The 25,631-nt window shown below is 73.2% G+C and carries 22 protein-coding genes, 1 tRNA gene and 1 pseudogene; 17 read left to right on the top strand and 7 right to left on the bottom strand.

Annotated elements, in window-relative coordinates; translation table 11 throughout:
• Positions 1-11: 11 nt before the first annotated feature.
• On the top strand, positions 12-1,112 hold the full coding sequence (gene hemE / locus M0M48_RS18585; protein ID WP_215814463.1) for a uroporphyrinogen decarboxylase: 1,101 nt from the start codon (positions 12-14) through the stop codon (positions 1,110-1,112).
• A 105-nt stretch (positions 1,113-1,217) separates the two neighbouring features.
• Entirely contained in the window at positions 1,218-3,569 is a 2,352-nt protein-coding gene (locus tag M0M48_RS18580; RefSeq protein ID WP_257752255.1) for a hypothetical protein, read from the top strand.
• Positions 3,570-3,588: 19 nt separating this feature from the next.
• On the opposite strand, the gene M0M48_RS18575 is transcribed toward M0M48_RS18580, so the two are convergent.
• Positions 3,589-4,506 carry a LysR family transcriptional regulator gene (locus tag M0M48_RS18575; protein WP_215814465.1) on the bottom strand — a complete coding sequence of 306 codons (918 nt, stop codon included), beginning with the start codon at positions 4,504-4,506 and terminating at the stop codon, positions 3,589-3,591.
• A 133-nt stretch (positions 4,507-4,639) separates the two neighbouring features.
• Here M0M48_RS18575 and M0M48_RS18570 point away from each other — a divergent pair, with 133 nt between their 5' ends.
• The 7 genes and pseudogenes from M0M48_RS18570 to M0M48_RS18540 form a co-directional block, all read left to right on the top strand.
• On the top strand, positions 4,640-5,890 hold the full coding sequence (locus M0M48_RS18570; RefSeq protein WP_257752254.1) for an acyl-CoA dehydrogenase family protein: 1,251 nt from the start codon (positions 4,640-4,642) through the stop codon (positions 5,888-5,890).
• A 10-nt stretch (positions 5,891-5,900) separates the two neighbouring features.
• Positions 5,901-7,124 carry an acyl-CoA dehydrogenase family protein gene (locus M0M48_RS18565; protein WP_257752253.1) on the top strand — a complete coding sequence of 408 codons (1,224 nt, stop codon included), beginning with the start codon at positions 5,901-5,903 and terminating at the stop codon, positions 7,122-7,124.
• Positions 7,125-7,245: 121 nt separating this feature from the next.
• Positions 7,246-8,373 (top strand): dimethylsulfone monooxygenase SfnG, encoded by a 1,128-nt coding sequence (gene sfnG, locus M0M48_RS18560; protein WP_257752252.1) that lies wholly within the window; start codon positions 7,246-7,248, stop codon positions 8,371-8,373.
• A complete protein-coding gene (locus tag M0M48_RS18555; RefSeq protein WP_257752251.1) occupies positions 8,370-9,590 on the top strand; it encodes an SfnB family sulfur acquisition oxidoreductase in 1,221 nt (406 codons plus the stop codon). Before sfnG ends, M0M48_RS18555 begins: the two co-directional genes overlap by 4 nt.
• A 12-nt stretch (positions 9,591-9,602) precedes the next feature.
• Positions 9,603-10,763 carry an LLM class flavin-dependent oxidoreductase gene (locus tag M0M48_RS18550; RefSeq protein WP_215814470.1) on the top strand — a complete coding sequence of 387 codons (1,161 nt, stop codon included), beginning with the start codon at positions 9,603-9,605 and terminating at the stop codon, positions 10,761-10,763.
• The gene (locus tag M0M48_RS18545; RefSeq protein WP_215814471.1) at positions 10,760-11,248 is read left to right on the top strand and encodes an NAD(P)H-dependent oxidoreductase; all 489 of its coding nucleotides are present in this window, start codon (positions 10,760-10,762) and stop codon (positions 11,246-11,248) included. Before M0M48_RS18550 ends, M0M48_RS18545 begins: the two co-directional genes overlap by 4 nt.
• Positions 11,245-12,507, top strand: a pseudogene (locus M0M48_RS18540) (MFS transporter); the annotation flags it as partial. The gene M0M48_RS18545 and the pseudogene M0M48_RS18540, both read left to right, overlap by 4 nt.
• Positions 12,508-12,517: 10 nt before the next feature.
• Here M0M48_RS18540 and M0M48_RS30890 read toward each other — a convergent pair.
• Both M0M48_RS30890 and M0M48_RS18530 read right to left on the bottom strand, forming a co-directional pair.
• Entirely contained in the window at positions 12,518-13,519 is a 1,002-nt protein-coding gene (locus M0M48_RS30890) for a DUF4349 domain-containing protein (protein ID WP_308220325.1), read from the bottom strand.
• Positions 13,520-13,553: 34 nt separating this feature from the next.
• Positions 13,554-14,906: a protoporphyrinogen/coproporphyrinogen oxidase gene (locus tag M0M48_RS18530; RefSeq protein WP_257752249.1), complete on the bottom strand. Its 1,353-nt coding sequence runs from the start codon at positions 14,904-14,906 to the stop codon at positions 13,554-13,556.
• Between the two features lie 213 nt (positions 14,907-15,119).
• On the opposite strand from M0M48_RS18530, the gene M0M48_RS18525 reads away from it, so the two are divergent.
• The 8 genes from M0M48_RS18525 to M0M48_RS18490 all read left to right on the top strand — a co-directional run bounded on the left by M0M48_RS18525 (position 15,120) and on the right by M0M48_RS18490 (position 21,999).
• Positions 15,120-15,833: a hypothetical protein gene (locus M0M48_RS18525; protein WP_215814474.1), complete on the top strand. Its 714-nt coding sequence runs from the start codon at positions 15,120-15,122 to the stop codon at positions 15,831-15,833.
• A 62-nt stretch (positions 15,834-15,895) separates the two neighbouring features.
• Positions 15,896-17,956, top strand: a complete 2,061-nt coding sequence (locus tag M0M48_RS18520; RefSeq protein WP_257752248.1) for a sensor histidine kinase — start codon at positions 15,896-15,898, stop codon at positions 17,954-17,956.
• Positions 17,953-18,609: a response regulator transcription factor gene (locus tag M0M48_RS18515; RefSeq protein WP_257752247.1), complete on the top strand. Its 657-nt coding sequence runs from the start codon at positions 17,953-17,955 to the stop codon at positions 18,607-18,609. Before M0M48_RS18520 ends, M0M48_RS18515 begins: the two co-directional genes overlap by 4 nt.
• A 24-nt stretch (positions 18,610-18,633) precedes the next feature.
• The gene (hemQ, locus tag M0M48_RS18510) at positions 18,634-19,365 is read left to right on the top strand and encodes a hydrogen peroxide-dependent heme synthase (protein WP_257752246.1); all 732 of its coding nucleotides are present in this window, start codon (positions 18,634-18,636) and stop codon (positions 19,363-19,365) included.
• Positions 19,366-19,559: 194 nt separating this feature from the next.
• Positions 19,560-20,009 (top strand): cysteine dioxygenase, encoded by a 450-nt coding sequence (locus M0M48_RS18505; protein WP_257752245.1) that lies wholly within the window; start codon positions 19,560-19,562, stop codon positions 20,007-20,009.
• Complete coding sequence (locus tag M0M48_RS18500; protein ID WP_257752244.1) at positions 20,006-20,458, top strand: rhodanese-like domain-containing protein; 453 nt, start codon at positions 20,006-20,008, stop codon at positions 20,456-20,458. Before M0M48_RS18505 ends, M0M48_RS18500 begins: the two co-directional genes overlap by 4 nt.
• A 22-nt stretch (positions 20,459-20,480) precedes the next feature.
• On the top strand, positions 20,481-20,885 hold the full coding sequence (gene msrB, locus M0M48_RS18495) for a peptide-methionine (R)-S-oxide reductase MsrB (protein WP_215814479.1): 405 nt from the start codon (positions 20,481-20,483) through the stop codon (positions 20,883-20,885).
• Between the two features lie 19 nt (positions 20,886-20,904).
• Positions 20,905-21,999, top strand: coding sequence for a DNA polymerase domain-containing protein (locus M0M48_RS18490; protein WP_257752243.1), 1,095 nt, complete (start codon positions 20,905-20,907; stop codon positions 21,997-21,999).
• Here the strand turns inward: M0M48_RS18490 and M0M48_RS18485 are convergent.
• From M0M48_RS18485 to M0M48_RS18470, 4 genes are all read right to left on the bottom strand, one after another.
• The gene (locus M0M48_RS18485; RefSeq protein WP_215814481.1) at positions 21,996-22,529 is read right to left on the bottom strand and encodes a hypothetical protein; all 534 of its coding nucleotides are present in this window, start codon (positions 22,527-22,529) and stop codon (positions 21,996-21,998) included. The two genes, M0M48_RS18490 and M0M48_RS18485, sit on opposite strands and share 4 nt — an antisense overlap.
• A 38-nt stretch (positions 22,530-22,567) precedes the next feature.
• Positions 22,568-23,680, bottom strand: coding sequence for an ATP-dependent DNA ligase (locus tag M0M48_RS18480; protein ID WP_257752242.1), 1,113 nt, complete (start codon positions 23,678-23,680; stop codon positions 22,568-22,570).
• A gap of 39 nt (positions 23,681-23,719) precedes the next feature.
• A tRNA-Thr gene (locus M0M48_RS18475) sits at positions 23,720-23,792 on the bottom strand.
• Between the two features lie 472 nt (positions 23,793-24,264).
• Entirely contained in the window at positions 24,265-25,605 is a 1,341-nt protein-coding gene (locus M0M48_RS18470; protein ID WP_257752241.1) for a helix-turn-helix domain-containing protein, read from the bottom strand.
• Positions 25,606-25,631 lie beyond the last annotated feature (26 nt).

Below are 25,631 nucleotides of genomic sequence, written 5' to 3'. Positions count from 1 at the left end.
CCGGGCGATCGATGTGCGTCCCACGCCGGTCACCTGAGAGCCTGGACCCCGTGACCGACGCCGTTGCCCCCCGTCCGCTCGCCGACAGCGCCCTCATCCGGGCCGCCCGCGGTGAGGAGGTGGACCACACGCCGGTGTGGTTCATGCGCCAGGCGGGCCGCTCGCTCCCCGAGTACCTCGCGGTCCGCGAGGGCGTCGCCATGCTCGACGCGTGCGCCGACCCCGAGCTGATCGTCGAGATCACGCTCCAGCCCGTGCGCCGCTACGGCGTCGACGGCGCCATCTTCTTCTCCGACATCGTGCTGCCGCTCAAGGCGGTCGGCGTCGACCTCGACATCGTCCCGGGCGTCGGGCCGGTCGTGGCGAACCCGGTGCGGACCCTTGACGACGTCGCGGCGATCCCCGACCTCACCCCCGAGCACATCGGGTTCGTGACCGAGGCGGTCCAGGGCCTGGTCGGCGAGCTGGCCGGGATCAACGGCGGGACGCCGCTCATCGGCTTCGCGGGGGCGCCGTTCACCGTGGCGTCGTACCTGGTCGAGGGCGGGCCGTCCAAGGAGCACGCCAAGACCAAGGCGCTCATGTTCGGCCAGCCCGACGTGTGGGACGCCCTGATGCGCAAGATCGGCGACATCTCGGCCGTCTTCCTCGAGACCCAGGTCGCCGCGGGCGCCTCCGCCGTCCAGCTCTTCGACTCGTGGGCGGGCGCCCTGACGCCGGCCGACTACGTCCGCTACGTCCAGCCCCACTCGGCCCGGGTGCTCGCCCGGGTCGGCGAGCTGGGCGTGCCGCGCATCCACTTCGGCGTCGGTACGTCGAATCTGCTCGACCTCATGGGCGAGGCCGGCGCCGACGTGGTCGGCGTCGACTGGCGTACGCCGCTCGACCGCGCCATCCCGCTCGTCGGCGACCGCGCCGTCCAGGGCAACCTCGACCCGACGCTCGTGTTCGCGCCGACCGAGGTGATGACGGCCCGCGCGGGCGAGGTCATCGAGGCCGGCCGGGCCGCCCGCGGCCACATCTTCAACCTCGGTCACGGTGTGATCCCGAGCACGAACCCGGACCAGCTCGCGCGGCTCACGGAGTTCGTCCAGGGCTACCCGCTGCGCTGATCCCCGGATCCCCGGATCCGCGGATTCCGCGGGTGGGCGCGCCTCGGCGCCTGGGTAGAAGTGGAGCGAGTCGCCCGGTGGGTGGCGGCCGTGCTCTCGCGAGGGATGAAGATGAAGCTGATGTCGCGCGCCCTGGTGGCGCTCGCCCTGGGAGCCACGACGCTCCTGCTCCCGCCGTCGGCAGCCCAGGCGGCCGGCGAGCCGAAGGTCCAGCTCCGCGCCGTGACCGAGGGCAACGCCCCCCTCGAGAACGTCCGCTGGAACGTCTTCCAGCAGGACCCGGCCACCGGCGCCTGGGACCAGGGCCTCCAGATGGGCCCGCTCCTGACCGACGCCAACGGTGCGATCGACTGGACGGACTGGAACCCGGTGCCGGGCCAGGCCTACAAGGTCTGCTTCTACGACGACGACTACGACTACAACACCCGTCCCGTGCGCTACGGCGACCGGTGCTGGGTGAACTCGCCGACGCTCGCCGGCGCGACCGCCTGGACCCCGACCGCGCAGCAGTCCGTGCTGACGGGCGATGTCGCGCTGCCGCCTGCCGGCAAGTCGCTGTCCCCGGGCAGCCCGTGGGTCGAGGGCGCCCCCAAGGTCGACGTCCCGCTCACCGTCCGCCCGGGGGTGTGGGGGCCCGAGGGCGTGGCGCTCACCTACCAGTGGGTGACCTACGACGACGTCGGCAACCGGACGCCGGTGGCCGGAGCGACGAGCGCGACCTACAAGCCCACCGCGGCCCTCGCCGGCAAGACGCTCCTGGTCGAGGTCACCGGAACCCTCGCCGACCACCGCTCCGCCACGGAGACCAGCTATGTCGGGCCGGTCGGCGCCACCACGCCGACGATGACCGGCACGCTCGCGATCGTGGGCGACCCGATGCCGGGCACCACGCTGAGCGTCAACCGCGGCGCGATGACGTTCGCGCCGGCCGGCACGCAGCCGATGGCGTCGTGGTACGTCAACGGCAAGCAGGTCGGCGGCACCTACGACCTCGCCAACAGCAACCTCGTGGTCACCAACGCGATGGCGGGCGCCGCCGTCGAGCTCCGGATGACGGTGAGCGGCAGCTGCTGCCCCGGAACGCTGCGGGTGTCCGCGCAGACCACCATCGGCGGCGGCGTGACCACCAGCCCGAAGCCGACCGTGACCGGCTCCGCCGTCGTCGGCTCCACGCTCACCGCCCAGGCGGGCACCTGGGCCCCCAGCGGCGTCACCCTGGCGCACCAGTGGCTGCGCGACGGTGCGGTCATCAGCGGCGCGACCGCGCCGTCGTACCAGCTGGTCGAGGCGGATCGTGGCACGAAGATCACCGTCAAGGTGACCGGCACGCTCGCCGGCGGCTACCCGCCGGTGGCCCGGACCTCCGACCCGACCGCGACCGTCCAGGGCGTGCTCGCCCCGGGGACGCCCGCGATCACCGGGCAGGCCGTCGTCGGCCGGACGCTGACCGCGCAGACCGGTACCTGGACGCCGGCCCCGTCGTTCGCCTACGAGTGGCTCGCCGGGGGCGTCAAGGTCGACGGCGCGACCGGGGCGAGCTTCGTCCCGACCGCGGCCCAGGCGGGCAAGGCCATCACGGTCAAGGTGACCGGCTCGCTCAGCGGCTACCAGAGCTCGTCGAGGACGTCGGTCGCGACGGCGGCGGTCCAGCCGGGCACGCTGACCACGGCGACGCCGACGGTCTCGGGTGAGGTCGCGGTCGGCGCCACGCTGACCGCGCACGCCGGGACCTGGGGTCCGGCCGGGGTCACCCTGGCCCACCAGTGGCTGCGCGACGGCGCGGTCATCGCCGGCGCCACCTCCTCGACGTACGTCCTCACCGCCGCCGACGCCGGTACGACGGTCACCGTCAAGGTCACCGGCACGCTGCCCGGCTACACGACCGCGGCCGAGACCTCCGCACCGGCCGGTGCCGTGCCCGCCCCGTTCGCCGCGGCCCCGGCGCCGACCGTCACCGGGCGCACGATCGTCGGCCAGACGCTGACCGTGGTCACCGGGACCTGGGACCCGGCGCCGTCCTTCGCCTACCAGTGGCTCCGTGGCGGCAGCCCGATCGCGGGCGCCACCGGGACGACCTACCGGCTCACCGCCGCGGACGCCGGCCAGCGGATCACGGTGCGGGTGACCGGGACCAAGGCGGGCTACGTCACCGAGGACAGGACCTCGGCGGCGACCGCCGCGGTCACCGGGACCTTCACCACGACGCCCACGCCCCGGGTCGCCGGCACCGCCAAGGTCGGCAAGAAGCTCACTGCCAAGCCCGGCACCTGGGCGCCCACGGCGACGCTGCGCTACCAGTGGCTGCGCAACGGCAAGGTCATCAAGGGCGCCACGCGGGCGACGTACAAGCTGGCCATGGCCGACCGCGGCAAGCGCGTCAGCGTGCGGGTGACCGCCACGCGCGCCGGCTACACGACCGTCGTCAAGGCCTCGGCGGCCACCAAGAAGGTGCGCTGACCCTCGCCCCCACCCGGCGTCAGGACGCCGCCCGGCTCGCTCGGTACTCGGCGGCCCGGGCGGCGAGCGCGTTCTGCAGCTCGCGCACGGGGAGCGGCTGCTGGAGCGTCTTGCGCTGGCGCAGCTGCAGGGTGACGAACGTGTTGTCGCCGGCGATGGGGCGCGCCTCGATCATGCCGACGCGGTGCAGCGGGTCGCCGAGCACCGAGTAGTCAGGCAGCACCGTGACGCCGACGCCCTCGGCGACGAGTGCCTTGCCCATCTCGGCACCGTCGGTGCTGTGCGCGGCCGGCGGCACCTCGGGCCCGAAGGCGCGGTGCACGAAGCGGTGCATGACGTAGCCGGCGCGCATCATCACGAAGCGCTCCTGGCGCAGCTCGTCCAGGGTGACCTGGGGGCGCGCGGTGAGCGGGTGCCCCGCCGGCAGTACGGCGACCGGCCGGCCGTGCAGCAGGTCGATCCCGTCGAGCCCGATCGGCGGGTCGTCGCCGTCGAGGACGTTGACCAGGCCCAGGTCGAGGGTGCCCTCGGCGAGCGCCTCGTCGATCTGCGCCTGCTGGAGCGTGAGCACCTCGACGGTGGTGCCGGGGTGGCGCTCCTGGAACGAGCGGACCGCGGGGACCAGCAGGGTCGAGGTCGCCGCGTGCACCGTGCCGACCCGGATCACCCGGGTGTCGGTGCGCTGGTCGCCGGCCGCGATCTTGAGCCGGTCGACGGCGGCGAGCACCTCGACCATGTAGGGGAGCAGCTCGCGACCCTCCCGGCTGATCCGGGCACCGGAGCGCCGCCGGTCGAGGAGGGTGACCCGCAGCTCGCGCTCGAGCTTGGTGAGGGCCTCGCTCAGCGCGGGCTGGGAGAGGTGGAGCTTCTCGCTCGCCCGTCGCAGCGATCCGTGCTGGGTGACGGCGGCGAGGTACTCCAGCTGTTCGATCCGCATCGGTGCTCCCTTTCACGTCCATCGGTGACGCCGTGGGCCGGGGCCCTTGAAGACGACCAATAGTGCAGTAAGTCTGTAGACAAACAGTAACACGGACCCGCTCACCCGACCCCCTCGTCTCAGGAGCCCTCTCATGACCGCTGATCTCACCGTCCCGGCCGGCACCGCCGCCGGCGGGTGGACCGACCGCCCCACCACGCCCGACGGCTGGCTCGACCGCGCCCGGCAGGTGGCGACCACGCTCGCGGCGGACGCCGTCGCGCGGGACCGGGCGCTCGCCGTACCGACGGGGGAGGTGCGGCTGCTCAAGGAGTCCGGCCTGGTCACCCTGCTCGGCCCGGTCGAGCACGGCGGCGCCGGCCAGGACTGGACGACGGCGCTGCGCGTGATCCGCGCGGTCAGTGCCGGCGACGGGTCGATCGGGCAGCTGCTCGGCTACCACTACCTGTGGTTCTGGGCGGTCCGCCTGGTCGGCACCCCCGAGCAGATCGCCGTGGTCGAGGAGCAGGCCACCCGCGAGCAGTGGTTCTTCGGCGGCGCGGTCAACCCGCGTGACGCCGACCTGGTCATCGCCGACGAGGGCGAGACGCTCGTGTTCCGGGGCGAGAAGTCGTTCTCGACCGGCGGCCGCGTCTCCGACGTCACCGTGCTCGAAGGTGTCATCGAGGGCACCGACCGGCACGTCTTCGCCATCGTCCCGACCGACCAGCCGGCGATCCGGTTCAAGGGCGACTGGGACACGCTGGGCCAGCGGCTCACCGAGAGCGGCGGCGTCGTCATCGACGGCGTGCGGGTGCCGTGGGAGGCGGCGGCCGGCTACGTGCGCACGGACGCCGGCTGGGAGTTCCGGCCGCGGGTCTACAACACCCTCAACGTGCCGCTCATCCAGCTGATCTTCGTCAACCTCTACCTCGGCATCGCCGAGGGCGCGCTGGCCACCGCGGCGACGTACACGCGGGACCGGACGCGACCCTGGCCCTACACGCCCGACGTCAAGGAGTCGGCGAGCCAGGAGTTCTACATCCTGGAGACCTACGGCGACCTGCGCGCCAAGCTCTGGGCCGCCGAGGCGCTCGCCGAGCGCGCCGCCACCCTGATCGAGGCGATCAACGCGCACGCCGACACGGTCACCCCGCAGGAGCGCGGCGAGGCCGAGGTCGTCATCGCCGCGGCCAAGCAGGTCGCCATCGACGTCGGGCTCGAGGTCGCCACCCGGGTGTACGACGTCACCGGCGCCCGCGCCACCGCGAGCAGCGTCGGCCTCGACATCCACTGGCGCAACCTGCGCACGCACAGCCTGCACGACCCGATCGCGCACAAGCGGGCCGAGGTGGGCCGCTACGCGCTGCTCGGCGAGCTGCCCGCGCCGTCCTGGTACACGTGAGGGGCCCGCGATGACCTTCTCTGAGCTCTTCGCCGAGATCGGCGCCGGCGCGCTCCAGCGCGAGCTGGACGACGTCCTGCCCGACCAGGAGGTGCGCCGGCTCAAGGAGGCCGGCTTCGGGGCGCTCCGCGTCCCGACCCAGTACGGCGGCCGCGGGGCCTCGATACCCGAGCTCACGCAGCTCTGGATCGACCTCGCGGCCGCAGACAGCAACCTGCCCCAGGCCCTGCGCGGGCACGCCGCGCTGGTCGAGGACCGGCTCTGGCAGCACGCGCAGGGCGCCGACCAGCGGGTGTGGTTCGAGCGGTTCGCGGCCGGCGAGATCGCCGGCAACGCCTGGTCCGAGGTCGGCGCGACGGCGATCGACACCCAGCAGACCGTGCTGACCGGGCAGCGCGACGGGAGCTACCTGCTCAGCGGCAGCAAGTTCTACACGACCGGCACGATCTACGCCGAGTGGGCCGACGTCTACGTGCGCCGCGAGCGCCCCGGTCACGAGCCGGACTTCGCGATCGCGCTCGTCGACACCCGCGACCCCGAGGTCACCGTCTCCGACGACTGGGACGGCTTCGGCCAGCGCGGCTCCGGCAGCGGGACGACGACCTTCGCCGCCGCGCCGGTGCCGGCCGAGCACGTGCTGGCCTTCGGGGAGCGCTTCCCGTTCCAGACCGCGCTCTACCAGCTCAACCTGCTCGCCGTGCTGACCGGCATCGGCAAGGCGGCGCTGCACGACTTCGCCACCCGGGTGCGCGAGCGGGAGCGCAACTACTCCCACGCCAACGCCGCGCGGGTGCGCGACGACCCGCAGGTGCTGGCCCGGATCGGCGAGGCCTCCGCCGCCGTGTACGCCGCCGAGGCGGCCACGCTCCGGGTCGCCGGTGCCGTGCAGGCCGTCGCCGACCTGGCGCCGGTCGCGTCCGGCGAGCCGGAGCGGGTGGCAGCGGCCAACGAGGCCGCCGAGATCGAGTCCTCCCAGGCGCAGGTCGTGGTCACCGACCTGGTGCTCGGGCTGACCTCGGCGCTGTTCGACACCCTCGGCGCCTCGGGCACCGCGCGCTCGACCGGCCTGGACCGGCACTGGCGCAACGCGCGCACGGTGGCCTCGCACAACCCGCGGATCCTCAAGGCCCGCGTGGTCGGCGGGCACCTCGTCAACGGCACCCCGCCGCCGTACGCCTGGGCGATCGGCCGCACCGCGCGCCCCGGCGCGGAGGCGGGCGCGAGCGCAGGGTGAGAGGTCCTGCCTATCGCGGGGTCGTCGGTTCCACGGGACCGGCGGCCCCGCTCCGTCTTGCGTGCCCGCGTCTATCCGCTAATGTCTATTGAACTACTCGACTTATCCACCGGAGACAGCCATGACCGACCAGCAGCCCTTCGACATCGAGGCCTTCGCCGAACCGCTCAAGTTCGCCTACTGGGTGCCCAACGTCAGCGGGGGACTCGTGGTGAGCAAGATCGAGCAGCGCACCGACTGGAGCTATGACTACAACGTCCGGCTCGCCCGTCTCGCCGAGAACAACGGCTTCGAGTACGCCCTCACGCAGGTGCGCTACATCGCGTCGTACGGCGCGGCGTACCAGCACGAGTCGACGAGCTTCAGCCTCGCGCTGCTGCTCGCGACCGAGCGGCTCAAGGTGATCGCCGCGGTGCACCCCGGCCTGTGGCAGCCCGGAGTGCTCGCCAAGCTGCTCGCCACGGCCGACCAGATCTCCGGCGGCCGGGCCGCCGTCAACGTCGTCAGCGGCTGGTTCAAGGACGAGTTCACCAAGCTCGGCGAGCCGTGGCTCGAGCACGGCGAGCGCTACCGCCGGGCCGAGGAGTTCATCCGCTACGTCCGCGAGATCTGGACCTCCGAGCAGGCCGAGCTCAACGGCGACTTCTACCGGCTCCACGACTTCGACCTCAAGCCCAAGCCGGTCGCCGTCGAGGGCCGCCCGCACCCGGAGATCTTCCAGGGCGGCAACTCCACGGACGCCCGCGGCATGGCCGGCCGGGTCTCCGACTGGTACTTCGCCAACGGCAACACCCCCGAGGGCATCTCCGAGCAGATCCAGGACGTCACCGACGTCGCGACCGTGCACGGGCGCACGGTGAAGTTCGGGCTCAACGGCTTCTTCATCGGCCGCGACACCGAGGCCGAGGCCCGCGACGTGCTGCGCGAGATCGTCGACAAGGCCGACCGCGAGGCGGTCGAGGGCTTCGGCGCCGCGGTCAAGCAGGCCGGTCAGTCGACCGGCGACAAGAAGGGCATGTGGCAGGACTCCGAGTTCGCCGACCTCGTGCAGTACAACGACGGCTTCCGGACCGGCCTGATCGGCACGCCCGAGCAGATCGCCACCCGGATGATCGAGTACAAGAAGCGCGGCGTGAACCTGTTCCTGCTGGGCTTCCTGCACTACCTCGAGGACGTCGAGTACTTCGGCCGCGAGGTGCTGCCCCTGGTGCGCGAGCTGGAGGCGGCCGAGCTGGAGCGCGTCGGATGACGATCGCCGCACCCACCCACCGCACCGGGCACACCGCCGACTCGGCGATCGCGACGGCCACCGACCTGGCCGCGCGCTTCGCCCGGGGCGCCGCCGTCCGCGACCGGGAGCGGATCCTCCCGGTCGCGGAGGTCGAGGAGCTCTCGGCGTCCGGCCTGCTCGCCATCACCGTGCCGGTCGCGCACGGCGGCGCGGGTCTCGGGGCCGAGGTGCTGGCGGAGGTGGTGCGGCTCATCGCGACCGGCGACCCGAACCTCGCGCAGATCCCGCACAGCCACTTCGTCTACGTCGCCGCGCTGGTCGAGCAGGGGAGTCCCTCGCTGCAGGAGCACCTGCTCGGCGAGGTCCTGGCCGGCAAGCGCTTCGGCAACGCGCAGTCCGAGATCCGCAGCCGCCACGTCCGCGACCACGCGACCACGCTGCGCCCCGACCCGGAGCGCCGCGGCGACTGGCTGCTGGAGGGCGACAAGGGGTACGCCACCGGTGCCCTCTTCGCGCACTGGATCCCCGTCCTGGCGCACCTGGACGACGACGGCCCGCTCCACGTCGCCTGGGTCGAGCGGGACGCCGACGGCGTCGCCGTCGTCGACGACTGGGACGGCCTCGGCCAGCGGGTGACCGCCAGCGGCACGGTCCGGCTGCGCCGGGTCCGGGTCGCCGGTGACCGGGTGATGCCGTACCACCTGACCTTCGAGCGCCCCCAGGTGTACGGCGCCTTCGCCCAGCTGCTCCACGCCGCGATCGATGCCGGCATCGCGCGCGCCGCCGTACGGGAGGCGGGGACGTTCGTGACCACCAAGAGCCGGCCCTACCCCGACGCCATGGCGCACTACGGCACCGAGCGCGCGGCCGACGACCCGCTCGTCGTCCAGGCGTTCGGCGAGGTCGAGCTCCAGGTCCGGGCCGCCGAGGCACTCGTCGCCGAGGCCGGTCGCGCCGTCGACCGGGCCCGCGCCCGGCTCACCGCGCAGAGCGCCGCCGAGGCCAGCCTCGCCGTCGCCGCGGCCCGGGCCTCGACCACCGCCGCCGCGGTCGACGCGGGCAGCCGCCTCTTCGAGGTCGCCGGCACCCGTTCGGCCATCGCCTCGCTCGACCTCGACCGGCACTGGCGCAACGCCCGTACCCACACCCTGCACGACCCGGCGGCGTGGAAGGTCCACCACCTCGGCCGGCACGCCATCGACGGCACCCTGCCGCCCAACCACGGCCAGATCTAGGAAGTAGAGCGCATGTCCCTGAAGTTCCACTGGTTCCTGCCCACCAACGGTGGCGACGGCCGGCACGTCGTCGGCGGCGGTCACGGCGTCAACCCCGGCCAGGCCGGGCGTCCTGCGGACGTGGCGTACCTGACCCAGGTCGCCCGGGCGGCCGAGGACAACGGCTTCGAGGCGGCGCTCACCCCGACCGGCGCGTGGTGCGAGGACGCCTGGCTGACCACCGCGATGCTCAGCCAGACCAGCGAGCGGCTGAAGTTCCTCGTCGCGTTCCGGCCCGGCATCGTCGCGCCCTACCTCGCCGCGCAGATGGCGGCGACCTTCCAGAACCTCTCCGACGGACGGCTCCTGCTCAACGTCGTCACCGGCGGCGAGAGCCACGAGCAGCGGATGTTCGGCGACTTCCTCGACAAGGACGAGCGCTACGAGCGCTGCGGGGAGTTCCTCGAGATCGTGCGCCGCCTCTGGACCGGCGAGACCGTCGACTTCACCGGCAAGCACCTCTCGGTCGAGGCCGCCAAGCTCGGCCAGATCCCCGACCCGGTGCCGGACATCTACTTCGGCGGCTCCTCGCCCGCGGCCGGCCTCGTCGCCGCCGAGCACGCCGACGTCTACCTGACCTGGGGCGAGCCGCCGCAGGCCGTGGCCGAGAAGATCGCGTGGGTCCGCAGGCTCGCCGCCGAGAGCGGCCGCGACCTCGACGCCCGCCCGATCCGGTTCGGCATCCGGATGCACGTCATCACCCGTGACACCGCCGAGGAGGCCTGGGCCGAGGCCGACCGGCTGCTCGCCGGGATCGACCCCGCCGCGATCGCGAAGGTCCAGGAGGGCCTGCGCCGCAGCGAGTCCGAGGGCCAGCGCCGGATGCTCGACCTGCACAGCGGCAGCACCGCCGACCTGGAGATCTACCCCAACGTCTGGGCCGGCGTCGGCCTGGTCCGCGGCGGGGCCGGCACCGCGCTCGTCGGCAGCCACGAACAGGTCGCCGACCGGATCGCCGAGTACGCCGACCTCGGCCTCTCCGAGTTCGTGCTCTCGGCCTACCCGCACCTCGAGGGCGCCTACTGGTTCGGCGAGGGCGTGCTGCCGATCCTCGCCGACCGCGGCCTGTGGAAGTACGACGGCCCGCGCCGCCGGGTCAGCGCCTCCGTGCCGTTCGGGGCCGTCGGGCGATGAGCACCGCGGTCCTGGTCGGCAACCCCAAGGCAGCGAGCCGCACGCTGTCCGCGGCACTCCACCTGCACCGCGAGCTCGTCGGTGCCGAGCCGGACCTCGTCGTCGACCTGGCCACCCTCGGCGCCGCGCTGATCGACTGGACCGACCCGGCCGTCGACGACCTCGTCGCGCAGGTGGGGCGGGCGCGGCTGGTCGTCGTCGCGTGCCCGACCTACAAGGCGACGTACACGGGGCTGCTCAAGCTGTTCCTCGACCGGTTCGCGGTCGGGCAGCTCGGCGGGGTCGCCGTCCCGCTCATGCTCGGGGCGGGACCGGCCCACGCGCTCGCGCCCGAGCTCGGGCTGGCGCCGCTGCTGACGCACCTGGGCGCCGTCGTACCGGCGGGTGGGCTGTACGTCCTCGACCGGGCGCACGACGATCCCGCGGCCTACGCCGACTGGCTCGGCCGGGCCCGCCCCGTCGTCGACCGCCTCCTCGCCGCGTGAGCGCGGCGGGACCCTCCCCGCGCCGGGTCGCGCTCGCGGCCGCGGTCGGAGCGACGATCGAGTGGTACGACTTCTTCCTCTACGGCACCGCCGCGGGACTGGTCTTCGACAAGCTCTACTTCAACGGCCTCAGCGGCACCGCGGCGACCTTCGCGGCCTTCGGCACCTTCGCCGTGGGCTTCCTCGCCCGCCCGGTGGGCGGGCTGGTCTTCGGCCACTTCGGTGACCGGATCGGCCGCAAGGCGATGCTGATCTGGACCCTCGGCATCATGGGCGCCGGGACCGCACTCATCGGCCTGCTGCCGTCGTACGACAGCATCGGGGTGCTCGCGCCGATCCTGCTCGTCGTGCTGCGGATCCTCCAGGGCATCGGCGTCGGCGGCGAGTACGGCGGCGCCGTGCTCCTCGCCGTCGAGTTCGCGCCGCCGGAGCGACGGGGCTTCTTCGGCAGCTTCGCGCACATCGGCGTCCCGGGCGGGCTGTTCCTCGCGTCCGGCGCGTTCGCGCTGGCCAGCCGACTGCCCGAGGAGCAGTTCCTCGCGTGGGGCTGGCGGGTGTGCTTCCTGCTGAGCATCGTGCTGCTCGCGATCGGGGCCTGGATCCGGCTGTCGGTGATGGAGACCCCCGCCTTCCGCGAGGTGCAGCAGCGCAAGGAGGTCAGCGCGATGCCGGTGCGCGAGCTGTTCCGCAACCAGCCGCGCACGCTGCTGCTCGGCATGGGCACCCGCTTCGTCGAGGGCTTCACGTTCAACCTCTACTCGGTGTTCCTGCTGGCGTACGCCGTCAACACCGTCGGCGTCGCGAAGTCGCTCGTGCTCAACGCGATCATGGTCGGTGCGGTGCTCGGCGTCGTGCTGACGCTGGTGTCCGGGGCGCTGAGCGACCGGTTCGGCCGCAAGCCCGTCTACCGGATCGGCGCCCTGCTGGGGCTGGCCCTGGCGTTCCCGGTCGCGGCCGCCGTGCAGTCGGGCGGCGGTCTCGCCGTCAGCGCGGCCTTCATCGGCGGGTTGGGCCTGGTCTACGGCACCGTCTACGGTCCGCTCGCCGCGTTCTGGAGCGAGCTCTTCGACACCCGCTACCGCTACTCGGCGCTGAGCGCGCTCTACCAGCTCTCCGGCGTCGTGGCGTCCGGACTGACCCCGCTCATCGCGGCCTGGCTCGTCACCCTCGGTGGGGACTCGTTGTGGCTCGTCGCCGGCTACAACGTCGCGGTCGCGCTGCTCAGCCTGACCTGCATGGCGCTGCTGCCCGAGACCCGCGCCCGGGACCTCACGGTGTCGCCGCCGCGGGAGGGCTCGTCGGCGGGGGCGTCGGGTCCGTCGGGGCCGTCGGTCCGGCCGGCCGGCGGCCGGCACGCCGCCGCAGTGCCCACGCCAGCGGAGCGCCCAGCAGCGCGAGCACGATGAGCCAGGGGAGCGCGAACCCGAGCACCAGGGCGGCGCCGCCGAGCCCGTCGACGAAGGCGTCCCAGCCGCGCTCCAGGCCGCCGAGGAAGCCGCCCTTGTCGTCGTCGCCGTCGTCGTCCTTCTGCGCCGGCTGCTGGATGTAGACGCTCACCGTCGACATCCCGGTCTGGTCCGCCAGCCACTTCTGCCGCGACACCAGGGCGTCGAGGTCGGCCTGGCGGCGGGCCAGCTGGGTCTCGACCGCGACCACCTGCTCGATCGTCTCGGCGCGGGCCAGGAGCGTCTCGATCCGCTCGACGCTCTTGCGCTGCGCGCGGATCCGCGCCTCGACGTCGACGACCTCGCCGGTCACGTCCTCCGAGCTCGTGCTCGAGTCGGTCAGCGTCGCGACGTCCTCGAGCGCGGTGACCACCTCGTCGAACTGGGCCGCCGGGACCCGCAGCACCAGCCGCGCCGAGGCGACCTCGCCCTTGTCGCCGGTCACCGTCTCCTGCTCGCTCACCGAGCCGCGGAAGCGGTCGACGATCTTGCGGACCTCCAGCCGGGTCCGCGCGACGTCCTTGTCCTCCAGGGACACGGTGCCGGTCGAGATCACCGCGGGCGTCGTGGCTTCGTCCTGCTGACCGGGGCTCGCGGGGGCGCCGGCCGCCGGATCGGCGTCGGCGGCGGACTCCTGCTTGCTCAGCGTGCCCAGGTCGCCGGCCTCCGGCGCGTCCCGGGTCGCGGCGACGGCGGCGCGGCCGCCGCTGGACCCGTCGGCGTCGGCGCTGTCGGAGTCGCCGCCGGAACCGGCGCAGGCGGCCAGCGAGACCACGGCGGCCGCACCGGCGAGGGCGAGGGTCAGTCGGGAGCGGGTCTGCTTCATGCGGGTCCGACGCGCCCGCCGGTGGTGCGGTTCCCTACGGCAGCAGAGCCGCGGCCGCGCGGGCCGAGGCGATGGTGGCCGGGATGCCGACGCCGTCGTACGCAGCGCCGCACACGGCGAGCCCCGGGACGGCGGCGACCGCCGTACGGATCCGGGCGACGCGGTCGGCGTGACCGACCCAGTACTGCGGCAGTCCGCCGCCCCAGCGCTGCACCACGACGTCCTCCGCCGGTACGGCGAGCGGCAGCCCGGTCGCCGCCGCGAGGTCGGCGCGCGAGGCCGCGACGAGCTCGGCGTCGGGCACCTGCAGGACGTCGGCCTCGCCGTAGCGCCCCAGCGAGGTGCGCAGCACCAGCAGCCCGGCGCCGGTCCGGCGTACCCACTCCCACTTGGCGAACGAGAACGTCGCCGCCTTGACCCGGCGCCCGTCGACCGGCGGCACCAGGAAGCCGGAAGCCCCGACGTCGAGCGCCTCCGCCACCGCGGGGTCGTCGGCGCGGAAGGCGAACGTCGCGAGCGCGACCGACGCGTACTCGATCGCCGCCAGCTCCTCCGCCGCGGCGGGCGCGATGTCACCGAGCAGCCGGGCGGTCGGCGCGGCGGGCGTGGCCAGCACGAGCAGGTCGGCGGCCTCGTCGCCGCCGGGGGTGGCGACCACGAAACCCGCGCCGGTACGGCGGATCGCGGTCACCGGGGCGTCGTACCGGATCGCGCAGCCGGGCCGCCCGGCCACGTCCTCGGCGAGCGCGGCGGGCAGCCGCCACATCCCGCCGTCGACGGCGGCGAACACGGGCGGCGCCTCGGCCGGCGGCGGTGGCAGCACGACCTCGTCGCGGACGAGGAGGTCGAGGAGCTGGGGCGCGGCGGAGCGGGTGGAGATGCGGCGGGCCTGGCCGGCGTACACACCGCCGAGGAGGGGCTCGACGAGACGATCGACCACCTCGTCGCCGTACCTCTGGGCGACGAGGTCGCCGACCGCGATGTCACCCCCTGGGACGAAGTGCGGCAGTTGCTGGTCCGAAGCGCGACTCATGCCCTCGGCCGAGAGGATCCCGGACGCCGCCAGCTCGTCGAGGTCGACCGGCGCGCCCATCACCGTGCGCGGCAGCCGGCGCAGTGCCTCGCGGGTCCACACCCGCGAGCTCGCCGCCGTCGGGTGGACCAGCGGGAGGCCCAGCGCATCCGCCAGCGCGATCCCCTCGGGACGCCGGTACAGCATCGCCTCGGCACCGACGTCGACCGTCGCCCCCGCGACCTCCGCGGAGCGCAGCTTGCCCCCGGCCCGGTCGGTCGCCTCCAGCACGAGTACGTCGTGCCCCGCGGCGGCGAGATCCCGCGCCGCCGTCAGACCCGCGATCCCGGCACCCACGACCACCGCTCGGCTCACGGGTCCAGCCTGCCAGAGCACCCACCCTGCGTCCTCGAGGGGTGAACCCTGCGCTCTCGGCGCCTGAACCCCGCGACCTCGGCGGGCCAACCGTGCGACTTCGGGGGGCCAACTGTGCGACTTCGGCCGCCGGAACGTGCTCCTTCGGCGGTCCTGGGAGGTGTGCCGGGTTGTCCCTGTCCCGCGGGACAACCGGCCCGGCACGGTGCTCCCATGACCGCACAGACGCATGTTCCCCCGACCGCCCTCGACCGCGCAGAACCGGGCGACCGGCCGGCCACCTCCCCGCCGACGCGGTGGGCGCTGGCCGGGCTCGGCGCCGGGATCGCCGGCCTCGGTGTCGTCGTGTCGACCTCCATGGTCGACGCCGTGTACGACGAGAAGCTCCAGGGCGACGCCCCGGCGATCGCCGACAAGCTCGGTGACCAGGTGCCGCAGATGGTCGCCTTCCACCTGTTCGCGATGGTCGGCGCGGTGCTCATGATCATCTTCGCGGCGGGGCTGTTCCGCCGGCTGCGGGCGACGACGGGGGCGGACAGCGTGCTGCCGCTCGTTGCGTTCTCCGGCGTCCTCGTCACCGCGATCATGCTGGTCGTCGGGTCGGGGCTCGACACCGAGTTCATCTTCGCCGCGAGCGAGCCGGGCATCGTCGCCCCCGAGAACGCCGCGATGTTCAACCACTGGCTCGGCACCATCCCGTGGTGCTGGGGGCTGCTCGGGCTGTCCGGGATCACGCTGTTCGCGGCCGCGCGCCGGGGCGGCGTCCCGCGCTGGATGGGGCTGGTCGGCCTGCTCGGCGGCGGCCTCACCCTCCTGCTCGGCATCTCGCCGCTGCAGTACATGGCCGGGATGACCGGTCCGCTCGGCCTCATCGTGATCGCGCTCGGCTTCCTGGCCGGGGACAAGGCCTACCGCGGCCGCGCGTGAGCCGAGTGAGGAAATCCGCCGGTCCGGCCTGTGGGGGGCCGGACCGGCGGCACAATGTGCCGGTGCAGCCCGAGCCCCGGTACGACGACGCGCGCCCCCGCGGCCTCCAGGTCGCGGGCGTGCTCGTCATCCCGGCCCTCTGCGTCGTGCTGCTCCCCGTCGCCGCGTGGATCGACATGGGCGCCCCCGACCGCGGTCCGGGGGTCGACATCGCCGGCGGCCCGGGCTGGCCCTGGGTCGTGGACGGCGTCGTGCTCGGCGCCCTCGCCTCGGTGATCCTGTGCCACGACCGCAAGCAGCGCTTCGGCTGGGTGCTCGCCCTCTTCGGCCTGTTCTGGGCACTCGACGGCTTCTCGCAGAGCTACGTCCACGCCGGGCTGACCGCCGACCACGCCTGGCCGGGCATGACGTTCATGCTGTGGTTCCTCGACCGCTTCGCGTCGTACCTGACCTCGGTGGTCGCGGTGCTCCTGCTCGTCTTCCCGACCGGTCGCTTCCTGCCCGGGCGCTGGACGCCGGCCTCCTGGTGCGCGGTCGGCGTGCTCGGTCTCAGCGGGCTGCTGATCATCGTCGCCCCCGCCGAGGACGAGCAGCGCTCCGGGATGCTGCCCCCCGGCGTCGACCAGGACCCGACCACCATCCACGCCTTCGCCGGCCACGGCCCGGAGCTGGTCTCGCTCGGCATCACGCTCGGGGTGGTCGGCTTCTTCTTCTCGCTGCTCACCGTGGTCGTGCGCTACCGCCGCTCCGAGGGCCTGATGCGCGACCGGATGCGCTGGCTGCTGTGGAGCGTCCTGGTCATCGTCGTCTCGATCGTCGTCACCGTCGTCGCCGAGGTCCCGGGCGCCGACTACACCGGCGCCTTCCTCGCCACCGTGCTGCCGCCGGCCGCGATGACGGTCGCCATCGTGCGCCCCCAGCTGGTCTCGATCCAGGACCTGCTCAGCCGCACCCTCGTCCTCGCCGCGCTGGTCACCGTCCTCGTCCTCGCCGACGCCGCCGTGCTCGGCCTGCTCACCCTCGTCCTCGACGACGCGCTCACCCAGGCCCAGGTCGTCACCGTCGTGCTGCTCGTCGCGGTCCTGCTCTACGGACCCCTGCGCAGCCGCCTCTCCGCCGCCGTACGACGGCTGATGCTCGGCGAGCGCGGCAACCGGTACGACGCCGTGGCCGGCCTCGCCTCCACCCTCGAGACCACCGACGACAGCACCGAGCAGCTCAGCGCCGTCGCCCGCGCGGTCGCCTCGGCGTTCGGCGTCCCCTTCGTCAGCGTCGAGGTCGACCGCGGTCACGGCGAGCGCCTCGTCACGACGTACGGCGAGCGCCCGGCGCAGGTGCGCACCCTCCCGATCACCTACCGCGACGTCACCATCGGCCGCCTCGTGCTGCCCGCCCGCGGGCTGCGCAGCCGGCTGAGCGTGCGCGACGAGGAGCTGCTCGGCGACCTGGTCCGCCAGGCCGCCACCGCGGCCCGCACCAGCCAGCTCGCCGAGGAGGTCCAGCGCAGCCGCGAGCGGCTCGTCACCGCTCGGGAGGAGGAGCGCCGCCGGATCCGCCGCGACCTCCACGACGGGCTCGGCCCCGCGCTCAGCGGCATCGTCTTCCAGCTCGAGGCCGCCCGGATGACCGTCGAGCGCGACCCGGCCCGCGCCCGGGACCAGGTCGAGACGGTGAGCGCCCAGGTGCAGGAGGTCGTGGCCGACGTACGCCGGCTCGTGCACGACCTGCGTCCGCCCGCCCTGGACGACCGTGGTCTGGTGGGTGCGCTGCGCCAGCAGGCCGAGTCGCTCGACGTACCGCTCGACGTGGTGGCGCCCGACGACCTCCGGCTGCCCGCCGCGGTCGAGGTCGCGGCGTACCGGATCGTGGGGGAGGCGCTGACCAACGTCGCCCGTCACGCCGCCGCCTCCCAGGCCCGGCTCGGCCTCGCCGTCACCGACGACACGCTCGTCGTCGAGCTCGCCGACGACGGCCGCGGCATCTCCGCCGACCGTGCCGCCGGCGTCGGCCTGGTCAGCCTGCGCGAGCGTGCCGCCGAGCTCGGCGGCACCACCACGATCAGCTCACCCCCGGACGGCGGCACCGTCGTCCGGGCCCGCCTTCCGCTGAGGAGCCCCGCATGACCAGCCCGATCCGTGTCGTCGTGGTCGACGACCACCAGATCGTCCGCGACGGCCTCACCGCGCTCCTCACCGCGCTCGACGGGATCGAGGTCGTCGGCTCGGCCGACGACGGCCGCGAGGCCCTGCACGTCGTCGAGGAGACCGCCCCGGACCTCGTCGTGATGGACATCCAGATGCCCCACCTCGACGGCATCGAGGCCACCCGCTTCCTCACGGGCCGCGACCCCGCGCTGCGCGTGGTCATGCTGACCATGAACGAGGACGACGACACGATCCTCAGCGCGATCCGCGCCGGTGCCTGCGGCTACCTGCTCAAGGGCGCGGGCGCCGACGAGGTCCAGCACGCGATCCGCTCCGCCGCGGCCGGCGGCATGGTCTTCGGTGCCAGCCTCGCCGCCCGCATCGCCGCCCTCTTCGCCGGCGCCACCCCCGCCGCCACCGCCGAGGACGAACCCTTCCCCGAGCTCACCGAGCGCGAGCGCGACGTCCTCCAGCGGATCGCCGCGGGACGCAGCAACGACGAGATCGCCGGCGAGCTCTACGTCTCCAACAAGACCGTGCGCAACACGGTCTCGGCGATCTACGCCAAGCTCCACGCCACGGGTCGCGCCGACGCCATCGTCAAGGCGCGGGAGGCGGGCTACGGCCGGTAGGACCCGGGCGGCACAATGGCAGGCATGTCGGACCAGGACCCGCAGGCGCACCTCAAGACCAACGCCGCGAAGATCAACGAGCTCAACGACACCATCCGCTTCACCATGTGGTCGGTGTTCCGGCTCGAGCAGACGCTCGGCGCCGACGATGTCGTCCGCAAGCAGGAGACGGCCGAGCTCGAGACCTTCCTGGCCGACCTCGCCGCCGAGGACGTCGTCGTCCGCGGCCTCTACGACGTCGGCGGCCTCCGCGCCGACGCGGACCTGATGATCTGGTGGCACGCCGCCACCAGCGACCAGCTCCAGGACGCCTACCACCGGCTGCGGCGGACCGCCTTCGGCGCACGCCTGGCCCCGGTCTGGTCCCAGATGGCGCTGCACCGCCCGGCCGAGTTCAACCGCAGCCACCTGCCGGCCTTCCTCGCCGACGAGCGCGCCCACGCCTACGCCGCCGTCTACCCCTTCGTGCGCTCGTACGAGTGGTACCTCCTCGAGGACGCCGAGCGCCGCCGGCTGCTCGCCGAGCACGGCCAGATGGCCCGCGGGTACCCCGACGTCCGGGCCAACACGGTCCCGAGCTTCGCGCTCGGCGACTACGAGTGGATCCTCGCCTTCGAGGCCGACGACCTGACCCGGATCGTCGACCTGATGCGCCACCTGCGCGGCTCGGAGACCCGCCGCCACGTGCGCGAGGAGGTGCCGTTCTACACCGGCCGCCGGGTCGAGGTCGCCGCGCTGCTGGCCACGCTGCCCTGACCTGACCTGACCTGGCCTGACCGCCACGCCGGGATCCGGTCCTCGTTTGCAAAGTCTATCGACTTAGTCCACTATGGAGACATGACCCGTCTCCTCCCAGTCCTGCGCGGCACCCTCCGGGCGTCCGGGCTGTGTTGTCGCTGCTGTTGATCCGCACCCCAGATCCAGCACCGACCACTCCCGGAGGAACCCCCATGACCCAGCTCGCCGTCCTGCCCCTGCTCGAGGTCGTGCGCAACCACGCCGCCGACCCCGACCTGCACCACCTGCTCGACCACGACCCGTACGAGCGCTCGTGGATCCGCCTGCTCACCACCGACGACTACGAGCTCTGGCTGATCTCCTGGCCGGCCGGTGCCGCCACCGACTGGCACGACCACGGCTCGTCGTCCGGCGCCTTCACCGTCCTCGAGGGCCGGCTCACCGAGCACACCTTCGACGGCGGGCTGCGGCTCGTCGACCTCGGTCCCGGCGACGGCAAGGCGTTCGGCGCCGGCTACGCGCACGACGTCCGCAACGCCACCGACGGCCCCGCCCTCTCGCTGCACGCGTACTCGCCGCGGCTGCACACGATGACCCGGTTCAAGTTCCACGGCGACCGGCTCGAGGCCCTCGGCGTCGAGAAGGCCGGGGCGGAGTGGTGAGCACCCTCGCCACGGCCCCCGTCCCCGCCGCCGCGCCCGCGCCCGCCCGGTACGACGGCGTGGACGCCCTCCTGGCCGACGCCCGCTCCCGCCTCGACCGGATCAGCCCGCGCGCGGCCTTCCAGGAGCTCGTCACCGTCGGCCAGGTGCTCCTCGTCGACATCCGCCCCGCCGCCCAGCGCGCGATCGAGGGCGAGGTCGCCGCCTGGCTGCCCGTCCTCGTGGTCGAGCGCAACGTGCTGGAGTGGCGCTTCGACCCGCGCAGCGACGCCCGGCTCCCGGAGGCGTCGTACGACCTGCGGGTGCTGGTGCTGTGCCAGGAGGGCTACACCTCCTCGCTCGCCGCGGACGCCCTCCGCAGCCTCGGCATCGACCGGGCCACCGACGTCGTCGGCGGTTTCGCCGCCTGGCGCGCGGCCGGGATGCCGGTCGCGGGGGTCGCGGCGTGACCTGCTGAGTACGCTCGGTGTCATGGGTTACGAGGTCGAGAAGACGGACGCGGAGTGGCGCGCGGAGCTCACTCCCGAGGAGTACCAGGTGCTCCGCCAGGCCGGCACCGAGCGGGCCTTCACCGGTGAGTACACCGACACCGAGACCACCGGTGTCTACCGGTGCAAGGCCTGCCAGGCCAAGCTGTTCGAGTCGGACACGAAGTTCCACTCCGGCTGCGGCTGGCCGAGCTTCTACCAGCCGATCAGCGACACGGTGGAGTACATCGAGGACACCTCGCACGGCATGAAGCGGGTCGAGGTCCGCTGCGCCAACTGCGGCTCGCACCTCGGTCACGTCTTCCCCGACGGCTACGGCACGCCGACCGGCGACCGGTTCTGCATCAACTCGATCAGCCTGACGCTCGAACCCGCCGACCAGGCCTGACTCCGCATAGGGTCGGCGCATGGCGAAGACCGCGGCGGCGATGGTCCAGGCAGGTGACCGCGAGGTCCGGGTGTCCAGCCCGGACCGGGTGATCTACGAGGCGACCGAGCACACTCCCGAGGTCACCAAGCTCATGGTGGCCGAGTACGTCGCCGCGGCCGGCGACGCTCTGATGCGCGCGCTGCGCGAGCGGCCCACCGCGCTGGAGCGGTGGCCGTCGGGGGTCCGCGAGGGCTTCCGGCTGGCCACCGGACCGCGCGACAACGACGCCGAGGGCTTCTACCAGAAGCGGGTCCCCAAGGGCGCTCCCGACTACCTGGAGGCCGTCGAGATCACCTTCCCGTCGGGCCGTACCGCCGAGGAGATCTGCCCGACCGAGATCGCCGTCCCGGTCTGGTGCGCCCAGATGGGCGCCCTCACCTTCCACCCCTGGCCGGTCCGGCGCGCGGACGTCGACCACCCCGACGAGCTGCGCATCGACTTCGACCCGCAGCCCGGCACGACGTTCTCCGATGCCGTGCGCGTCGCCGGCGTCGCCCACGAGCTGCTCGGCGAGCTCGGTCTGGTCGGGTTCCCCAAGACGTCCGGCAACCGCGGCGTCCACGTCTACGTCCGGATCGAGCCCCGCTGGGAGTTCACCGACGTCCGCCACGCCGCCATCGCCCTCGGCCGCGAGCTCGCCCGCCGCGACGACCAGGTCACCACCGCGTGGTGGAAGGAGGAGCGCGGCGAGCGCATCTTCATCGACTTCAACCAGAACAACCGCGACCGGACGATCGCGTCGGCTTACTCGCTGCGGCCGCTGCCCGGCGCGCCCGTCTCGACCCCGATGACCTGGGCCGAGCTGGCCGGCGTCACCGACCCGCGCGGCTACAACCTCTTCACCGTCCCCGAGCGCCTCGCCGACGGCGACCCGTGGGCGGGGATCGACGACACGGCGTACTCGCTCCAGCCGCTGCTGGACCTGTGGGACCAGCAGGTCGCCGAGGGCGCGGGCGAGCTCAACTTCCCGCCGGACTACCCGAAGATGCCGGGGGAGCCGCCGCGGGTGCAGCCCAGCAAGAAGGTCGCCGAGCACTGGGACGCGGAGGGCAACCGGGTCGAGGGGACCTAGGCGGTCTCGTGCTCCAGCAGGTGCAGCACCGGTACGCCGAGCTTGCGCCGGGCCCGCGAGGTCCAGTCGACGTGGAAGAACTCCGCGACCAGGTGCGGCCGGGTCAGGATGATCGACTCCCGGCCGTCGACCTCCTTGACCTTGGCGATGAGCGCGTCGACCGGCGGCTCGGTGACGACGCTCGCCGACCCGAGGTGCGCACCCGTGGCCAGCAGCACGTCGCGGGTGGCGGCCAGGTCGCGGTCGGCCTGGTCGCGGTACTCCTCGCGCAGGGTGTCGATCTCGTCCGGTGAGGGCGTGATCGGGGGCGCGATGATGTCGGCGCCGCCGATGACGCCGAGCGAGGCCTCGACCGCCGCGGCAGCATCGGCCATCGGCAGCAGCACGTGGTAGAAGACCTCGATGGTCGGGTCGTCGTCGAGCTCCAGGTGCAGCGAGCGGACCTGGGCGGCGTCGGCGGCGGTCAGCGCCTTCTCGATGAGCAGGACGACGTCGTAGGGCTCTTCGCGGGGTGCGGACTCGCTGGTCATGGCCCCATCCTGCCCCGGCGACGGTCACCGGTCGAGGATCACCCGCCGAGGACGTCCGCCAGGTCGTAGCGCACCGGCTGCTCGAGCTGCTCGTAGCCGCACGACTCGGGGTCGCGGTCCTCGCGCCAGCGCTTGAAGTGGGCGGTGTGCCGGAAGCGGCGGCCCTCCATGGCGTCGTACTTGACCTCGATGACGCGCTCGGGACGCAACGGCGTGAACGACAGGTCCTTGCCCTGGCTCCACCGGCTCTGGGTGCCGGGCTGGCGGCCGGGGTTGGCCACCAGGAACTCCTGCCAGCGACCCCACGGGTGCTCCTCGATCGGGACGACGAGCGCCTGCAGCTCGTGCCACAGCTCGGCCCGGCGGGCCGCGGTGAAGGAGGCGCTGACGCCGATGTGCTGCAGCTCGCCGCCGTCGTACAGGCCGAGGAGGAGGCTGCCGATCAACGGGTTCTCCGGCGTGCTCGTCTTGTGCTCGCGGTAGCCGGCCAGCACCACGTCGGCCGTGCGCTCGTGCTTGATCTTGAGCATCGTGCGGGCGTTGGGGGAGTACGGCGCGCTCAGCGGCTTCGCGATCACCCCGTCGAGACCCGCCCCCTCGAACTGGTGGAACCACTCCTCGGCGACCGCCGGGTCGGTGCTCGTCCGGGTGAGGTGGCAGCGACCGCTCTCGCCGGAGAGGTGGGCGAGCGCCTCCTCCAGCGCCGCACGCCGCTCGGCGAACGGCCGCTCCAGGTACGAGATGTCGTCGAGCGCGAGCAGGTCGAAGGCGACGAAGTCCGCCGGCGTCTGCTCGGCGAGCAGGTTGATCCGCGACGCCGCCGGGTGGATCCGCTCCTGCAGCACCTCGAACTGCAGGCGCCCCTTGCCGTCCCCGCCCTGCTGCGCCACGAAGATCTCGCCGTCCAGCACGCACCGCGCCGGCAGCTCCGCCTTCATCGCCTCGACCAGCTCGGGGAAGTAGCGCGTCAGCGGCTTGGTGTTCCGGCTCGCCAGCTCGATCTCGTCGCCGTCGCGGAACACGAGGCACCGGAAGCCGTCCCACTTGGGCTCGAAGCTGAGCCCCTGGTCGTCGTACTTGGCGGGGTCGGGGACACCCGAGACGGCCTTGGCGAGCATCGGCAGGACGGGCGGCAGCACGGGGAGGTCCACGCTGCTGAGACTAGGCCTTGGCGCGCGATTCATCGGCGGAGCCGGTGACAGGATTTGAACCCGCGACCCTCTTATTACAAGTAAGACGCTCTACCAACTGAGCTACACCGGCCTGCGCCCGGCGTCCGGGCACCGCGCAATCCTAGTCAGCCCGCGCGCCGCCGTACGACGGCAGCCGCCGGTCGAGGCCGCCGCCTTCTCGCGGCCGCTTCCCGGCGTACTGACTTGTCTGGAAGTGCCCGCTCAACGGGCCGATCCGTCTCGCTGGTTGGGACGCGCGGCGCCCCACGAGCCTCATTGACAACTCTAGACATCAAAACAAGGCAACTCATGGATTTGAGAGTTGTCCAATACTTACCGTCCCGTGTCACGGGGGGTGCGAAAGGCGCACGCCCCGCGACGAAAGGGAACGGGAATGTCGCGTCTGAAGAAAGCTCTGGTCGTCAGCGTGGTCGCTGGGATGTCGGTGTTCGGCGTGGTCGTCAGCCCCGCGGCGCCGGCGTCGGCGGACAAGAACTACTGCTGCTGATCGGCTCTTGGCCGGCCTTGGTCGCCGTCGTGCGGCTGGGGCCGGCCGCCTCGATCTAGCTACCGGTCTGCAGGCCCTGGGAGATCCCGGCGCGGCGGAAGGCGTCGAGGGCGGATTCGCGGTCGCCGAGCCTGAGGAGCGTGTCGCCGAGCTCGAACCACATCTGCGCCGCATCCTTGTCGGCGCCGCTGCTGGTCAGGGTGTGGATCGCGGTCAGGAAGTGCTCGCGGGTCTGGTGAACATCGCCCCGTTCGGCCGCCAGCAGGCCGCGGAGCGCCGACTGCCACGCGCGCAGCTCGGGTGCCTCGACCGGTGTCAGTGACTCGCTCTCGTCGAGCATGTCGCTCGCGCGGTCGTCGTCGCCGAGGCTGTGCAGGACGCGGGCTGTGCAGAGCCGGTGGCGAGCAGCGTCGATGCTGGTGCCCGCCGCCCAGTCGAGCTCGACCCGGGCGCGTTCGAGCATCGCCAGGGCGCTGTCGAGGTCGGGCGGCTGGGTCTTGAGCTGGAGGGTGGCGACGTGGGTCCGGAGGCGGGCGAGCAGGTTGGTGTCGCCCTCGGTCTCGTAGATGGCCAGCGCTTCGAGCGCGAGGGGAAGAGCGCCGTTCGGGTCACCGTTCGTGTCGAGGGCGCCGCTGGCATTCCACAGCGCCGACGCCTTGGCGACGAGCAGCTCGCACTCGTCGGCCTTGTCGGCGGCACGCCGACAGAGTCGGGCGCCGTGGCGCACGTCGCCGCGGAAGAGGTACGCGGCCGCGACCGTCACGGTGAGGTGGATCGCCTCCGTCGTCTCGGCCAGCCCGAGGCTGCGGATCTCTGTTTCGGCGTTCTCGCCGATGGCGATCGCCTCGGCGAGGTCGCCGGAGTCTCGCAGGCACCGGCTGAGCGAGATCAGGTCCTCGACCCACTCCACCTCCGCCACCGGTACGACGGACACCCGCCGCAGCTCCTCGATCGCACCGTTGAGATCCCCCGAGGCCTCCAGCGCCCGCGCCCGCAGCCGCCGCGCGGCCCGATCGAGGTGCGGGGCCGTCGCCCCGGCCGCGTCGAGCTGGGTGAGGATGCGCTCGGCGGTGGTCAGGGCGCCGGCGGGGGAGCTGCTCGACAGGGAGAGGCGGGCGAGGTCGAGGTCGCCCTGCAGGTCGGTGAGGGCGTCCTGGCTCAGCCCGGTGATCAGCAGCTCGACCGATGCTGCGGTGCTCGCGGCGACGGCGGTCAGGAGGGTGAGGTCGGCGGGACGGCGGCCGTGCTCGACGTCGTCGAGGGTGGCGGGGTCGAGGCCGGTCGCGTGGGACAGGTCGGTGAGGGGGAGGGCGAAGAGCTCGCGGGCGGCGCGCACGCGCTCGCCGACGACCTTCGGATCGACCTGTTGCAGCAGGTCGGCCAGGTCGGTCGTCACGGTGGTCAAGATAGCCCGCTGGGTGG

It is taken from the genome of Pimelobacter simplex, from assembly GCF_024662235.1.
Lineage (GTDB): Bacteria > Actinomycetota > Actinomycetes > Propionibacteriales > Nocardioidaceae > Nocardioides.
The sequence above is the reverse complement of the archived record's forward strand: the minus strand, read 5'-3'. Positions and strand labels throughout refer to the sequence as shown.

Coding starts and splice junctions, on each gene's coding strand:
- hemE (WP_215814463.1), top strand. CDS start 12: ATGTGCGTCCCACGCCGGTCACCTGAGAGCCTGGACCCCGTGACCGAC.
- M0M48_RS18580 (WP_257752255.1), top strand. CDS start 1,218: ATGAAGATGAAGCTGATGTCGCGCGCCCTGGTGGCGCTCGCCCTGGGA.
- M0M48_RS18575 (WP_215814465.1), bottom strand. CDS start 4,506: ATGCGGATCGAACAGCTGGAGTACCTCGCCGCCGTCACCCAGCACGGA.
- M0M48_RS18570 (WP_257752254.1), top strand. CDS start 4,640: ATGACCGCTGATCTCACCGTCCCGGCCGGCACCGCCGCCGGCGGGTGG.
- M0M48_RS18565 (WP_257752253.1), top strand. CDS start 5,901: ATGACCTTCTCTGAGCTCTTCGCCGAGATCGGCGCCGGCGCGCTCCAG.
- sfnG (WP_257752252.1), top strand. CDS start 7,246: ATGACCGACCAGCAGCCCTTCGACATCGAGGCCTTCGCCGAACCGCTC.
- M0M48_RS18555 (WP_257752251.1), top strand. CDS start 8,370: ATGACGATCGCCGCACCCACCCACCGCACCGGGCACACCGCCGACTCG.
- M0M48_RS18550 (WP_215814470.1), top strand. CDS start 9,603: ATGTCCCTGAAGTTCCACTGGTTCCTGCCCACCAACGGTGGCGACGGC.
- M0M48_RS18545 (WP_215814471.1), top strand. CDS start 10,760: ATGAGCACCGCGGTCCTGGTCGGCAACCCCAAGGCAGCGAGCCGCACG.
- M0M48_RS30890 (WP_308220325.1), bottom strand. CDS start 13,519: ATGAAGCAGACCCGCTCCCGACTGACCCTCGCCCTCGCCGGTGCGGCC.
- M0M48_RS18525 (WP_215814474.1), top strand. CDS start 15,120: ATGACCGCACAGACGCATGTTCCCCCGACCGCCCTCGACCGCGCAGAA.
- M0M48_RS18515 (WP_257752247.1), top strand. CDS start 17,953: ATGACCAGCCCGATCCGTGTCGTCGTGGTCGACGACCACCAGATCGTC.
- hemQ (WP_257752246.1), top strand. CDS start 18,634: ATGTCGGACCAGGACCCGCAGGCGCACCTCAAGACCAACGCCGCGAAG.
- M0M48_RS18505 (WP_257752245.1), top strand. CDS start 19,560: ATGACCCAGCTCGCCGTCCTGCCCCTGCTCGAGGTCGTGCGCAACCAC.
- msrB (WP_215814479.1), top strand. CDS start 20,481: ATGGGTTACGAGGTCGAGAAGACGGACGCGGAGTGGCGCGCGGAGCTC.
- M0M48_RS18490 (WP_257752243.1), top strand. CDS start 20,905: ATGGCGAAGACCGCGGCGGCGATGGTCCAGGCAGGTGACCGCGAGGTC.
- M0M48_RS18485 (WP_215814481.1), bottom strand. CDS start 22,529: ATGACCAGCGAGTCCGCACCCCGCGAAGAGCCCTACGACGTCGTCCTG.